This window comes from Pseudoroseicyclus aestuarii (assembly GCF_003217255.1).
Taxonomy (GTDB): Bacteria; Pseudomonadota; Alphaproteobacteria; order Rhodobacterales; family Rhodobacteraceae; genus Pseudoroseicyclus; species Pseudoroseicyclus aestuarii.
Genome location: NZ_QJTE01000001.1, coordinates 442,818 through 456,651 on the forward strand (window position 1 = coordinate 442,818; position 13,834 = coordinate 456,651).

Annotated in this window: 9 protein-coding genes; 6 read left to right on the top strand and 3 right to left on the bottom strand. The window is 69.0% G+C overall.

Annotation, left to right across the window (positions count from 1 at the left end; all coding sequences use genetic code 11):
* Positions 1 to 84: 84 nt before the first annotated feature.
* Both DFP88_RS02105 and DFP88_RS02110 read right to left on the bottom strand, forming a co-directional pair.
* Positions 85 to 1,116: a branched-chain amino acid ABC transporter permease gene (locus DFP88_RS02105; RefSeq protein ID WP_110812780.1), complete on the bottom strand. Its 1,032-nt coding sequence runs from the start codon at positions 1,114 to 1,116 to the stop codon at positions 85 to 87.
* A gap of 88 nt (positions 1,117 to 1,204) precedes the next feature.
* A complete protein-coding gene (locus DFP88_RS02110; RefSeq protein WP_110812781.1) occupies positions 1,205 to 2,548 on the bottom strand; it encodes a substrate-binding protein in 1,344 nt (447 codons plus the stop codon).
* Positions 2,549 to 2,749: 201 nt separating this feature from the next.
* Here DFP88_RS02110 and DFP88_RS02115 point away from each other — a divergent pair, with 201 nt between their 5' ends.
* The 4 genes from DFP88_RS02115 (at position 2,750) to DFP88_RS02130 (ending at position 7,414) form a co-directional block, all read left to right on the top strand.
* Positions 2,750 to 4,000 (top strand): short-chain fatty acyl-CoA regulator family protein, encoded by a 1,251-nt coding sequence (locus DFP88_RS02115; RefSeq protein WP_110812782.1) that lies wholly within the window; start codon positions 2,750 to 2,752, stop codon positions 3,998 to 4,000.
* Between the two features lie 121 nt (positions 4,001 to 4,121).
* Complete coding sequence (locus DFP88_RS02120; RefSeq protein WP_110812783.1) at positions 4,122 to 4,499, top strand: response regulator transcription factor; 378 nt, start codon at positions 4,122 to 4,124, stop codon at positions 4,497 to 4,499.
* The gene (locus DFP88_RS02125; protein WP_110812784.1) at positions 4,496 to 4,768 is read left to right on the top strand and encodes a hypothetical protein; all 273 of its coding nucleotides are present in this window, start codon (positions 4,496 to 4,498) and stop codon (positions 4,766 to 4,768) included. The genes DFP88_RS02120 and DFP88_RS02125 overlap by 4 nt, the downstream gene beginning before the upstream one ends.
* A 6-nt stretch (positions 4,769 to 4,774) precedes the next feature.
* Positions 4,775 to 7,414, top strand: a complete 2,640-nt coding sequence (locus DFP88_RS02130; protein WP_110812785.1) for an ATP-binding protein — start codon at positions 4,775 to 4,777, stop codon at positions 7,412 to 7,414.
* A gap of 70 nt (positions 7,415 to 7,484) precedes the next feature.
* Here DFP88_RS02130 and DFP88_RS02135 read toward each other — a convergent pair whose 3' ends face one another.
* On the bottom strand, positions 7,485 to 8,255 hold the full coding sequence (locus DFP88_RS02135) for an ion transporter (RefSeq protein WP_110812786.1): 771 nt from the start codon (positions 8,253 to 8,255) through the stop codon (positions 7,485 to 7,487).
* Between the two features lie 245 nt (positions 8,256 to 8,500).
* Here DFP88_RS02135 and DFP88_RS02140 point away from each other — a divergent pair, with 245 nt between their 5' ends.
* A complete protein-coding gene (locus DFP88_RS02140; protein WP_110812787.1) occupies positions 8,501 to 10,513 on the top strand; it encodes an alpha-1,4-glucan--maltose-1-phosphate maltosyltransferase in 2,013 nt (670 codons plus the stop codon).
* 2 nt (positions 10,514 to 10,515) lie between these two features.
* Positions 10,516 to 13,833: a maltose alpha-D-glucosyltransferase gene (gene treS, locus DFP88_RS02145; RefSeq protein WP_425450799.1), complete on the top strand. Its 3,318-nt coding sequence runs from the start codon at positions 10,516 to 10,518 to the stop codon at positions 13,831 to 13,833.
* Position 13,834: the final 1 nt, after the last annotated feature.

Sequence of the window (13,834 nt, forward strand, 5' to 3'; positions counted from 1 at the left end):
CTGTCGCGCCGCCCCTGCGCGTCACGCGCCGCCTCGGCGCGGGGCGTTTGGGCCGGAAAGGCGGTCTGTGTCGCGTCGGTCATGTTACTCCTCCATCACGCCGCGGCGGCCCATCAGACCGCGCGGGCGGGTCAGCAGGATCACGATCGCGACGAGGTAGATGATGATCTGGTCGATGCCGGGGATCAGCGACTTGACCTCGTTCATCGAGGCGAAGCTTTGCAGGATACCCAGCAGGAATCCCGCCAGCACCGCGCCGGGCAGGGAGCCCATGCCCCCCACGACGACCACCACGAAGCTGAGGACGAGGAAGTCCATGCCCATGTGGTAGTTCGGGCTGAGGATCGGCGTGTACATCACCCCGGCCAGTCCCGCGACGGCGGCGGCAAGGCCGAACATCAGGGTGAACCGCTTGTCGATGTCGATGCCCAGCAGGCCCACCGTCTCGCGGTCGGCCATCCCGGCGCGGACCACCATGCCGAAGGTGGTGAAGCGCAGGAAGGCGAAGACGCCGCCGATGACGAGGGCCGCGAAGACGAAGTAGACCAGCCGCCAGATCGGGTAGACCACGGCATAGGCCTCCATCCCCACCAGCGCGCCGACATCCATTGACCCGCGCAGCGCCGACGGCGCCGGGGTGGGGATCGGGTTGGCGCCGTAGACGGCCTTCACGATCTCCTGCAGCACGATGGCAAGGCCGAAGGTCACGAGGATCTGGTCGGCATGCGGGCGCTTGTAGAAGTGCTGGATCAGCCCGCGCTCCATCACGAAGCCGACCAGCATCATCACCGGGATCGCCAGCACGATTGCCAGCGGCACCGCCCAGTCGACCAGCGCGCCGCCCGTGGCCGGGCCGAACCAGGCCTCGACGTAGGGCGTCTCGACGGTCATCGGGTTGCCGAGGAAATCGGTGCGCTCGGGATCGACGGTCTCGTAGCTGAGGGTCAGCAGCCGCTGCAGCGTGACGGCGCAGAAGGCGCCGATCATGAAGAGCGCGCCATGGGCGAAGTTCACGACACCAAGCGTGCCGAAGATCAGCGTCAGCCCCAGCGCGATCAGCGCATAGGCAGAGCCCTTGTCGAGGCCGTTGAGGATTTGCAGCAGGAAGGCGTCCATCGAAGATCCCTTGTTCGTGCCGAGACCGCCGGATCACCGCCCGGCGGCGCGGGTGTAGGGCGGGCCTCGGCCCGCCCCGACCCGAAGCCTATGCGCCCGGGTTGCACTCCCCCAGGCTGCCGCCGGCGAACATCGGGTGATCGGGCGGGTAGGTGACCTGATCGACCGGCGTCACCTCGACGATGTCGACAAGGTGGAACTCGTCTTGCGGGTCTTCCGCGCCCTGCACCACGACCACGTCCTTGAAGCACTGGTGATCGGCGCCGCGGTAGGTCGTGGGGCCATTGCCGAGGCCGTCGAAGTCGTAATCCTCGAGCGCCTCGACCACCGCGCAGGGATCGAAGCTGCCGGCCCGCGCCACCGCATCGGCATAGAGCAGCGTCTGCGCGTAGCAGGTGTGCGCCGCCTGGCTGGGCGGGAAGCCGTACTTCTGCCCGAAGCTCTGGACGAAGGCCTGCGTGCCCGCATCCTCGAGCTTCCAGTCCCAGTTCTGGGAGCCGGGGATGCCGGCGATGGCGCTGCCGGCGCCGCGTGCCATCAGCTCGGAATAGAGCGGCACGACGATCTGGAAATCCTTGCCGTTGGCCTGCCGGTCCTTCAGCCCGAACTGCACCGCCTGCGTCAGGCTGTTCACCATGTCCCCGCCGTAGTGGTTCAGCACCAGCACGTCGGCGCCGGAGTTCAGGACCGGCGCGATGTAGGAGCTGAAGTCACCGGCCCCGAGCGGCGTGCGCACCTTCTCGACCGTCTCCCATCCCAGCGCCTCGGTCGCGGCGGCGATGCTCTCCTCCTGGGTCCAGCCCCAGGTGTAGTCGGCGGTCAGGTGATAGGCGCGGCGGTCGTCGCCGTAGAGGCTGGAGAGCACCGGCGCCATGGCCTGCGCCGACATGTAGGCGTTGAAGAAGTGCCTGAATCCGTTCGCCTTTCGGTCCTTGCCGGTGGTGTCGTTGGAATGGGTGAGCCCCGCCATGAAGATCACGCCGGCCTCCTGGCACAGCCCCTGCACGGCGACGGCGACGCCCGAGGAGGACCCGCCCGAGATCATGATCGCGCCGTCCTTCTGGATCATCGACTGGGCGCTGGCGCGGGCGGCGTCGGATTTCGTCTGCGTGTCGCCGGTGACGAAATCGACCCGCTTGCCAAGGATGCCGTCTCCCCCCAGCGCGTCCGAGGAGAAGGTGCTCAGCATGCCGCCGTCGCCTTCGCCATTCAGGTGCTCCACCGCCAGCTCGAAGGCCCGCAGCTCGTCCGCGCCCTCGTCGGCATAGGCGCCGGTCTGCGGCACGTTGAAGCCGAGGACGACCGAAGATCCCGTCGGCTCGTTGGTGAAGGCGCTGGCGCGGCTGGTGAAGATCGTCGGCAGCGCAAGGCCGGAGGCGGTGAAGGCCGTCCCGGTCTTGAGCAGCCCGCGGCGCGTGAACCTGCTGGTCATAATTTCTCCTTCCCTGAAGGTTGCGCCGATCTTGACACCCCTCCTCGGGCGGATCGGCCTAATTGCATCAACTATGGGGGGAATTGAGAAAACTGCTCAACAAACCTCTGGCTTACCGAGGATATTCTGTAAACTTATGATCTAGGCGGCGCAGAAATCTGTAAATTCCTTGTCTCGCGTCTGCAGCAGAGGAGAGCGGCGATGGAAGGCTCGGTGCTTGCCGGGGCGCGGATCAGGGACCGGCGCCTCGATCTGGGCATGCGGCAGGCCGATCTCGCGCGGGAGGCCGGGATCTCGGCCTCCTACCTCAACCTGATCGAGCATGGGCGGCGGCGGATCGGCGGGCGCCTTTTGAACGAGATCGCGCGCATCCTCGGCACCGATGCCGCACGGCTGGCCGAAGGGGCAGGCGCGCTGACCGGGGCGCTGCAGGCCGCCGCCGCCACAGCGCCCGAGGCCGGCGCCGAGGTGCGTCGGGCCGATGACTTCGCCGGCCGCTTCCCCGGCTGGGCGGCCCTCGTCGCCGCGCAGGCCGAGCGGCTGGCGCAGACGCAGGACCGGGCCGAGGCGCTGGCGGGGCGGCTGGCGCATGATCCCGGCCTCGCGCGGGTGCTGCACGAGACGCTGTCCTCGATCACCGCGATCCGGTCGAGTGCCGCGATCCTGTCGCAGACCGAGGGGTTGGATGCCGATTGGCAGGCGCGTTTCCTTGCAAATATCGACCAGGACGCCCGCCGCCTGACCGAGGCGGGGCGGGCGCTGGCGCTGCAGCTCGAGGCGCCGGATCCCGGCGCCGGGGCGCTGCCGCAGGAGCAGGCCGAGGCCTGGATCGAGGCGCGCGGTCATCATCTGCCGCAGATCGAGGCCGGCCAGTCGCCAGAGGCGGTGGTCGCGGCCTCGGGGCTGACGGGCGGCGCGGGCGAGATGCTGCTGCAGCGCCTGACCCGCGTGGCAGAGGAGGCGCGGCGGCTGCCGCTCTCGGCCGTCACGGGGCCTTTCGATCCGGTCCGCATCGCCCGGAGCCATGGCACCGACATCGGCCTCGTGCTGCGCCGCCGCGCCGCGCTGGGCGAGGGGCCGCCGGTGGCGCTGGCGGTCTGCGATGCCGGCGGCGCGCTGATCCGGCACCGCCCCGCGCCGGGCCTACGGCTGGCGCGCGAGGGGGCCTGCCCGCTCTGGCCGCTCTACGAGGCGCTGTCGCGGCCCGGCCAGCCGCTGCGGGTCGCCGCGCTGATCCCCGACGGCGCGGGCGAGCGGCGGGTGCTGGCCTGGGCCCATGCTGCCCCGCGCGAGGCGCATGACCCCGATGCCCCGCCGCTGATGGAATCGAGCATGCTGCTGCTGCCGCACGGCGAGACCGGCGGCCTGCCCGAGCGGCGGGTCGGCCCCGGCTGCCGCATCTGCCCGCGACAGGACTGCAGGGCCCGGCGCGAGCCCAGCCTGCTGCGCTGACTGGCACTTTGACAAAAGCGTGACGAGGCGGCATGACTCCTCCTGAGGTTGCCGCGCGATCGGGGGAGGGTCGCGCGGCGCCTGCCGCAGCCGCATCCGGCACGGCAGGAGGGGGAAGGCGATGGCACCGCGCGTGCTGCTGATCGAGGACGAGCCCAACATCGTCGAGGCGCTGAGCTTCCTGCTCAGCCGAGACGGCTGGACCGTGCAGGTCTATGGCGACGGCGCGGCGGCGGCCGAGCGGGCCGCGGCGCTGCGGCCCGATGTCGTGGTGCTGGACGTGATGCTGCCCAACCGCTCCGGCTACGAGGTGCTGCGCGACCTGCGCGCCGCCGCCGAGACGCGGGGGATACCGGTGCTGATGCTGACCGCACGCGGGCAGGCGCAGGATCGCGAGAGGGCGCGCGACCTCGGGGCCACCGATTTCATGACCAAGCCCTTCTCCAACGCCGAGATCCTCGCCCGCGTCAGGGCGCTGGCCGAGGGGGCCCGGCCATGAGCTGGCCCGAGCCGCCGGGCCCCCTGCCAAGCCCCGCGCCGCGCCCGCCCTTCCTTGCCCGCGCCTCCTACCGGCGGCGGCGGCTGGCAGAGGCCGCGCGCCTCGCGCCGCTGGCCGGGGCGGCGCTCTGGTCGGTGCCGCTGCTCTGGCCGCGGGGCGAGACGGCCACCTCCTCGGCGCTGCTCTACGTCTTCGGGGTCTGGGCGCTGCTGATCCTTCTGTCGGCCCTTTTGGCGCGCGCCCTGCGCCGCCCCCCGCCCGAGGCCTAGGGGCGCGTGACGCCGAACCTGCTGGCGCTGATCTCGCTGGTCTATGTGGCCTTCCTCTTCGCGCTGGCCTTCTGGGCCGACAGGCAGGCGGCGCGGGGCGGCGGGCGCTGGCTGCGCAGCCCTTGGGTCTACACGCTCTCGCTGTCGATCTACTGCACTGCCTGGACCTTTTACGGCGCGGTCGGCTACGCGGCGCGCTCGGGGCTGGAGTATCTGACGATCTACCTTGGCCCCTCGCTGGTGCTGCTGGGTTGGTGGGGCCTCCTGCGGCGCATGGTGCGGCTGGGGCGCAGCCAGCGGCTGACCTCGATCGCGGACCTGATCTCCTCGCGCTACGGCAAATCGCCGGGCCTCGGGGGCCTCGTGACCCTGCTCGCCGTGGTTGGTGTGACCCCCTATATCGCGCTGCAGCTGCAATCCATCGCCCAGAGTTTCGCCGTCTTCGCGGGCGGCGAGCTGCGCGCCATTGCCCTGTGGTCGGCCGCCGGGCTCGCGCTCTTCTCCGTCCTTTTCGGCACCCGCAACCTCTCGGCCGGAGAGCGGCATCCCGGCGTCGTCACCGCCGTCGCGGTGGAGGCGGTGGTCAAGCTCGCCGCGCTGCTCTGCGTCGGCCTCTTTACAGTCTGGGGGTTGAACGGCGGGCTCGGCGCGACGCTGGACCGGATCGACGCCTCGCCCATCGCCGCATGGGAGCAAAGCGGCGCGCGCTGGGCGGGCCTCAGCTTCCTGTCGGGGGCGGCGCTGCTCTGCCTGCCGCGAATGTTCCAGGTCATGGTGGTCGAGAACGCCGACGAGCGGCATCTGGCGACCGCAAGCTGGGCCTTCCCGCTCTACCTCGCGCTGATGAGCCTCTTCGTCGTGCCGATCGCCGTCACCGGCCTCGAGCGCCTGCCCGAGGGCGCCAATCCCGACATGTTCGTCCTGACCCTCCCGCTGAGCGAGGGGCGCAGCGGCCTTGCCGTCTTCGCCTTTCTCGGCGGCTTCTCCTCGGCCAGCTCGATGGTGATCGTCGCGACCATCGCGCTGGCGACCATGGTGTCGAACCATATCGCCCTGCCGCTCTGGCTGCGGCTGCGGCGGCAGGGGGCGACCGTCTCGGGCGACGTGCGGCGCGTGGTGCTGCGGGCGCGGCGGTTGTCGATCCTTGGCGTGCTGCTGCTGGGCTGGCTCTACTACCGCGTCTCGGGTGGCGGCGATGCGCTGGCCTCCATCGGCCTCGTGGCCTTCGCCGGTGTGGTGCAGGCGCTGCCGGCGATGCTGGGCGGGCTCTTCTGGCGCGGCGCCACGCGGCGCGGCGCGGCGGCGGGGCTGACCTGCGGCTTCGCGCTCTGGGTCTGGACGCTGCTCCTGCCGGGCTTCGAGGTGCTGCCCGCCCGCGTCATGGCCGAGGGCCCGCTGGGCCTGGGCTGGCTGCGCCCAGAGGCGCTCTTCGGCATCGCCGGGATCGATCCGCTGCTGCATGCGGTGCTCTGGTCGCTGGGGCTGAACGCGGCGCTCTTCATCCTCGTCTCGCTGGTCGACTTCCCCGGCCCGGTCGAGCGGCTGCAGGGCGCGCAATTCGTCGGCGTTCCGGGGGCCGAGGCCGGTGGCTGGAGTGGCGGCCATGCCGCGGCAGAGGACCTGCTGGTCATGGCGCAGCGCATCCTCGGCCCCTCCGAAGCGCAGGCCCTCTTCGCCTCTGCCGCCGCGGCACAGGGCCGGGCCGCCCCGGCGCTCCCCGAGGTCACGCCCGGCTTCATCCAGCGTCTCGAGCGCGAGCTCGCGGGATCGGTCGGCGCCGCGACGGCCCACGCGATGATTGGCCGGATGACGCAGGGCGCCAGCGTCACGGTCGAGGATCTGCTGGCCGTCGCCGACGAGGCCGCGCAGATCATCGACCACTCCGCCCGGGCCGAGCAGAAGTCCCGCGCGCTCGAACAGGCGCTCTCGGCGCTGCACGAGGCCAACGACAAGCTGACGGCGCTTTCGGCGCAGAAGGACGCCTTCCTCAGCCAGGTCAGCCACGAGCTGCGCACACCGATGACCTCGATCCGCGCCTTTTCCGGCATCCTCGGCGAAGAGGGGCTGGAAGAGGCCGACCGCGCCCGCTTCGCCGGGATCATCGAGGGCGAGGCCGCGCGGCTGACCCGCCTGCTCGACGATCTGCTCGACCTCGCCGCGCTGGAAGGGGGCGGCGGGGGCCGGAGCATCGCCCGCGGCCCCCTGTCGGAGGTGCTCGACCGCGCCCTGGCCGCCGCCGTCCCGGAGGGTACGCTCGCGCTGCGGCGCGACCGCGCGGCAGAGGCCGTGATCGTCGAGACCGATCTCGACCGGCTGGCGCAGGTCTTCATCAACGTCGCCTCCAACGCGGCCAAGTATTGCGATGCGCCGCAGCCGCGCCTTTGGGTGCGCGTGACCTGCCGCGAGGGCCGCATCGAGATCGACATGATCGACAACGGCAGCGGCATCGACCCCGCCGAGGTGCCGGTGATCTTCGAGAAGTTCAGCCGCCTCGGTGATCCGGGACGGGCAGGGGGCGCCGGCCTCGGCCTCGCGATCTGCCGCGAGATCATGGCCCGCCTCGGCGGCGCCATCGCTTATCTGCCGGGGCAGGGCGGCGCGGGCTTCCGCATCACACTTCCCGCGGCGCCCCGATCTTCTCTTTGAAAATATCCCGCGGGGAGCGCGAGGGGCGCGAAGCCCCTCGCTCCCGCAGCCGGTCGCCGCCCCGACGCCTTCAGTAGACGCCTTCCGTCTTGATCTGCAGCCTCTTGCCGCAATGCTTGCAGTGGATCGCGTCGATATCGTGCAGGATCAGCCCGCAGCGCGGGCAGGGCTCGCGCACCTTGGTCGGGCGGAAGGTCACCTGCGCCAGCCGCAGGAACAGCGTCACCCCCACGATCATCACCGCCACCGACAGAAGCCGCCCGCCGGTGCCGGGCAGGGTGATGTCGCCGAAGCCGGTTGTCGTCAGGCAAGTGACGGTAAAGTAGAGCGCATCGGCGTAATTGCCGATATCGGGATTGGTCCGGTGCTGGGTGACGTAGATCAGCCCGGTCATCACGAAGAGGAACACCGCGAGGTTGGTGGCGGCGGTCAGCACCTCCTGATTGCTGCGCAGGGTCGGGCTGACCTTTCGCAGCCGCGCCAGAAGCTCGTAGGAGTGCAGGAACCGCAGCGTGCGCAGCACCCGCAGGAAGCCGAAGCCTTCGCCCGCCAAGGGAAGCAGGAAGGAGACTAGGGCCGCCAGCTCGGCCAGCGTCAGCGGGCTGGCGAGGAATGTCATCCGCTTGCGCGAGACCGCCAGCCGCGCCGCCAGATCCGCCGCGATGACGAGGCCGAAGAGGGTATCGACCCGCTCCACCCAAGGTTCGTGCGGGAAAAAGGAGGTGGCGATGACGTAAAGGATCGTCAGCGCGTCGAAGCCGAGCAGCCCGTAGCGGAACCGCCGCGCGCGGGCCGTATCCGCCTCGTAGAGCTCTCTCAGCAGGGGCAGGATGAAAGACATGCAAAGGGCTCCGTCGGGCGAGGGTGGCAGTTCATCACAGTCGCGCTCCGGGCGAAAGTCCGCCCCTGCCCAATGCGGCGGCAGGGGCGAGGCAAAACCCGCCTAAGCTGCGCCGCCGGCCTTGCCGAGGGGAACATCGGGGCCGCGCCGGTCGTTTGAGGCAGGACGGCTTGCACCGTCACCAGTTGCAAGAGGGGGCATTTTATGAAGACGCTATTTCCGATCACGACCGGAGCCGCGAAACCATGAGGCGCCCCGGACGGCAAGCCGCCGCCCCGTCCATCGCCGCCCTTGCCGCGCATCGCGTGGCGATCGAGGCGGTAGAACCCGAGATCGACGCCGGCCGTTTCCCGGCCAAGGGGGTCGCAGGACAGCCTGTCACCGTGACGGCCGATGCCTTCACCGACGGGCATGAACTCATGCGCGCCTCGCTGCTGTGGTGGCCGCTGGGCGAGAAGGAGGCCACGGAGGTCGAGATGACGCATGTCGTCAACGACCGCTGGCAGGCCCGCTTCACCCCGCCCGAGAACCGGATGTATGTCTATACCGTCCTCGCCTGGCGCGACGACTTCGGCACATGGCACAAGGACACCCAGAAGAAGATCGCCGCAGGGCAGGATGTCGCCATCGAGGCCGAGGAAGGCCGCAGGCAGATCGCCGCGGCCGCGGCTGCCCGTCCCGCGCCGAGCCGCGAGGATAAGGCTGCCCTCAAGGCGCTGGCCGATGCCGCGGGCGTCGAGGACACGCAGGCCCGTCTCGACGTGCTGCTGGCGCCCGAGACGCTGGCGCTGATGAACCGCGCCGGCCCACGCACGAACCTGACCCGCTACGCGCGCGACCTGCAGCTCTGGGCCGACCGGGAGGCCGCGGCCTTCTCTGCCTGGTACGAGATGTTCCCGCGCAGCCAGGGGCAGGGGCTTGAGCATGGCACCTTCCGCGATGTGATCGGCAAGCTGCCTTATGTCCGCGATCTTGGCTTCGACGTGCTCTATTTCACGCCGATCCACCCGATCGGCAGCACCAATCGCAAGGGCAAGAACAATACCCTGACACCGGGCCCGGACGATGTCGGCAGCCCCTATGCCATCGGCAGCGCCGAGGGCGGTCAGTCGGCGGTTCACCCGCAGCTCGGCACGATCGAGGGTTTCGATGCGCTGGTCGGCGCGGCCGACGAGCATGGCCTCGAGATCGCGCTGGACATCGCGCTGAACGCCTCGCCCGACCATCCCTGGATCAAGCAGCATCCGGACTGGTTCGAATGGCGGCCCGACGGCAGCATCAAGTATGCCGAGAATCCGCCGAAGAAGTACGAGGACATCGTCAACTATCGCTATTACCTCGACGACGGCAGCGCGAACGCGCCGTTCTGGGAAGCGATCCGTGACATGTTCCTGTTCTGGGCGGGCCACGGCGTGCTGACCTTCCGCGTCGATAACCCGCACACCAAGCCCTATCCCTTCTGGGAGTTCATCATCTCCGAGGTTCAGGCCCGCCACCCCGGCGCGATCTTCCTGTCGGAGGCCTTTACCCGGCCCAAGGTGATGAAGCGCCTCGCGAAGCTGGGCTTCAACCAGAGCTATTCCTACTTCACCTGGCGCAACGAGAAGTGGGAGCTGGAGGAATACCTGACGGAGCTGACGACGGAGGAGTGCCGGCACTACATGCGGCCGAACTTCTTCACCAGCACGCCCGATATCAACCCGGTCTTCCTGCAGACCTCGGGCCGTCCCGGTTTCCGCATCCGCGCGGCGCTGGCGGCGACGCTTTCGGGGAACTGGGGCGTCTACAACGGCTTCGAGATCTGCGATGCCGCGCCCCTTCCGGGCAAGGAAGAATTCCTCGATTCCGAGAAATACGAGATCAAGGATTGGGACTTCGACGCCCCCGGCCACGTCAAGGACGACCTGCGCCTGCTGAACGCGCTGCGGCGCGAGAACCCCTGCATGCGGGACTTCACCAACCTGAAGTTCTTCGACGCGGGCTCCGAGCAGGTCCTGTACTACGGGCGCTTCGATCCCGAGAGCGACAGCTACCTGCTGTTCCACGTCCTGCTGGATCCCCACAACCCGGCCGAGTTCGGCTTCGAGGTTCCGCTGTGGGAATTCGGCCTGCCCGACGAGGCGAGCATCGAAGTGCAGGATGCGATCCAGGGCAACTACTTCACCTGGCACGGGAAGGAACACCGGCTGACGCTGGATCCCGAGACCCGGCCCTATGCGATCTGGCGACTGCTGCCCCCCGGCGGCGCGAGAGGATGAGAATGGAAGACCAAGCAATGACCACGGCGGCCGATGCGGGCGCCGACGCGATCGACCGGAGCCGCAAGGACTGGTACAAGGACGCCGTCATCTACCAGGTGCACGTCAAGGCCTACCAGGACAGCAACGGCGACGGCATCGGTGACTTCAAGGGCCTGATGAGCCGTCTTGACCACGTCGAGAGCCTCGGGGCGACGGCCATCTGGCTGCTGCCCTTCTACCCCTCGCCGCTGCGCGACGACGGCTACGACATCATGGATTACGACAGCATCAACCCGTCCTACGGGGTGATGGAGGACTTCAAGGTCTTCGTCGAAGAGGCGCATCGCCGCGGCATCCGGGTGATCACCGAGCTGGTGATCAACCACACCAGCGACCAGCACCCTTGGTTCCAGCGCGCCCGCAAGGCGCCGAAAGGCAGCCCCGAGCGGGACTTTTACGTCTGGTCCGACGACGATCAGAAATGGCCCGAGACCCGGATCATCTTCACCGATACCGAGAAGTCGAACTGGACCTGGGATCCCGAGGCCGGTCAGTATTACTGGCACCGCTTCTTCAGCCATCAGCCGGACCTGAACTTCGACAATCCGGCGGTCATGGAGGAAGTGCTGCGCACCATGCACTTCTGGCTCGACATGGGCGTCGACGGGCTGCGGCTCGACGCGATCCCCTACCTCGTTGAGCGGGACGGGACCAACAACGAGAACCTCGACGAGACGCATGATGTCCTCAAGGCGATCCGCGCCGATCTCGACAAGCATTATCCCGACCGGATGCTGCTGGCCGAGGCGAACCAGTGGCCCGAGGACACGCGCCCCTATTTCGGCGAGGGCGACGAGTGTCACATGGGGTTCCACTTCCCCCTGATGCCGCGGATGTACATGGCCGTTGCGCAGGAGGATCGGCACCCGATCACCGACATCATCCGCCAGACGCCCGAGATCCCGGAAGATTGCCAATGGGGCATCTTCCTGCGGAACCACGACGAGCTGACGCTCGAGATGGTGACCGACCAGGAGCGCGATTACCTGTGGGAGACCTACGCCAGCGAGAAGCAGGCGCGGATCAACATGGGCATCCGGCGCCGCCTTGCGCCGCTGATGCAGAACGACCGCCGCAAGATCGAGCTTCTGAACTCCATGCTGATGAGCATGCCGGGCACGCCGATCCTCTATTACGGTGACGAGATCGGCATGGGCGACAACATCTTCCTGGGCGACCGGGACGGGGTGCGTACGCCGATGCAGTGGTCGCCCGACCGCAACGGCGGCTTCAGCCGGGCCGAGCCGCAGCGGCTGTACCTGCCGACGATCCAAGACCCGGTCTACGGCTTCGAGGCGCGCAACGTCGAGGCTCAGTCGAACGATCCGTCGTCCATGCTGAACTGGATGCGGCGCATGGTCTCGGTCCGGAAGACGCAGAGCGTCTTTGGCCGCGGCGAGATGAAGCTGCTTTACCCGTCGAACCGCAAGGTTCTGGCCTACGTGCGCGAGCACGAGGGGACCTCGGTGCTTTGCGTGGCGAACCTCTCGCGGCAGGCGCAGGCGGTCGAGATCGATCTGAGCGATTACAACGGCTCCGTCCCGATCGAGCTGACGGGCCATTCGGCCTTCCCGCCGATCGGCGCGCTGCCCTACCTGATCACCCTGCCGGCCTATGGCTTCTACTGGTTCATGCTGGCCGGTGAGGCGGATGCCCCCAGCTGGCATTCCGCGCCGCAGCAGATCTTGCCCGACTTCATCACCCTGACCACCCGCGACGGCCGCGTCTCGAGCGCGATAACCGGGCGCGAGGGGCGCCAGCTGGAGACGGACATCACCCGCTACCTGCCGCTTCAGCGCTGGTTCGCGGCCAAGGATCAGCGCGTCAGCAGCACCGCGATCACGCCGCTGGCGGATATGGAAGGGGGCCGCTCGGCCCTGACGACGCTGGACGTGACGCTGGCGGATGGCGAGACGCAGCGCTACCTGCTGCCGCTGGCCGCGCTCTGGGGCGAAGAGAACGTCTCCTTCGGCTCTTCGACGTTGGGCTTCACACTGGCCAAGCTGCGGCAGATGGCGAAGGTGGGCGGCCTGATCGACGCCACCGCCGATACCGGCTTCACCGCCGCGCTGGGCAAGGCCCTGTCGCAGGGCGGGGACCTGAAGGCCGAGGGCGGTTCGGTGGTCTTCGACACCACCGCCGCCATGGCCGAGATCGAGGAGATGGGCGAGCCGCGTCTTCTGGGGATAGAGCAGTCCAATGCCTCGATCGCCTATTCCGACAAGGTGATCCTGAAGCTCTATCGCCGCCTGCGCGAAGGCGTGCAGCCCGATATCGAGGTCGCCCGCTTCCTGACCGAAGAGGCCGGATTCGACGGCACGCCCGCCTTCCTGGGCGAGATCGCCTATCGGCCCGATGCGGGGGCACCGACTTCGCTCGGCGCGGCCTTCGCCTTCGTGCCGAACCAGGGCGATGCCTGGGCGGCGCTGACCTCGGCGCTGGATCGCTACGCCTCCGAGACATCCTTGATCGAAGGGGAGACGCCCTCCTACATCCCGACGTTGGATATCGCGCCGGTGCTGGGTGCCCGCACGGCCGGGATGCACAAGGCCCTCGCCAGCGGCACTTCCGAGGCCTTCGCGCCCGAGACGCTGACGCAGGAGGCGCTGACGGCGCTGGTCGCTGAGGTTCGGTCCGAGGTCGAGGACATGCTGACGCGCCTGTCGAAGGCCAGCCTCTCGGGGCGGGCCGCCGATCTTGCCACGCAGGTCGTCGAAGGGCGCCGGGCGCTGGAAGCGCGTCTTGACCAGGTGGCGCAGATGCCGCCATCCGGTGCGCTGACCCGGATCCACGGCGATTATCACCTAGGTCAGGTCCTGATGGCGCAGAACGACGTGCAGATCATCGACTTCGAGGGAGAGCCGCGCCGCAGCCTCGAGGATCGGCGCCGTAAGGCGCATCCGCTGCGCGACGTCGCGGGCATGCTTCGCAGCCTCGACTACGCCGCGCAATCAGCGCTGCGCTGGGCGGCCTCGGCCGGCTCTGACGCAGAAGGGGTGGAGAGCCGCGTTCTGCAGTGGCGGGAACGGGCGATCACCGAGTTCATGGAGGCCTACGACAGCGAGATCGCCGGAAGCCCGGCGCATCCGGACGACCCGAAGGTCGCCCGCGCGCTGCTCGACCTCTTCCTCATCCAGAAGGCGGCCTACGAGGTCGTCTACGAACTGGCCAGCCGCCCGACCTGGGTGGATATCCCGCTGGCCGGCCTGCTGGACCTTATCCGCGACGAGGCGCCCGGCACGACCGGCGACGCCGCAGACGAAACGGAGACGCAATGAC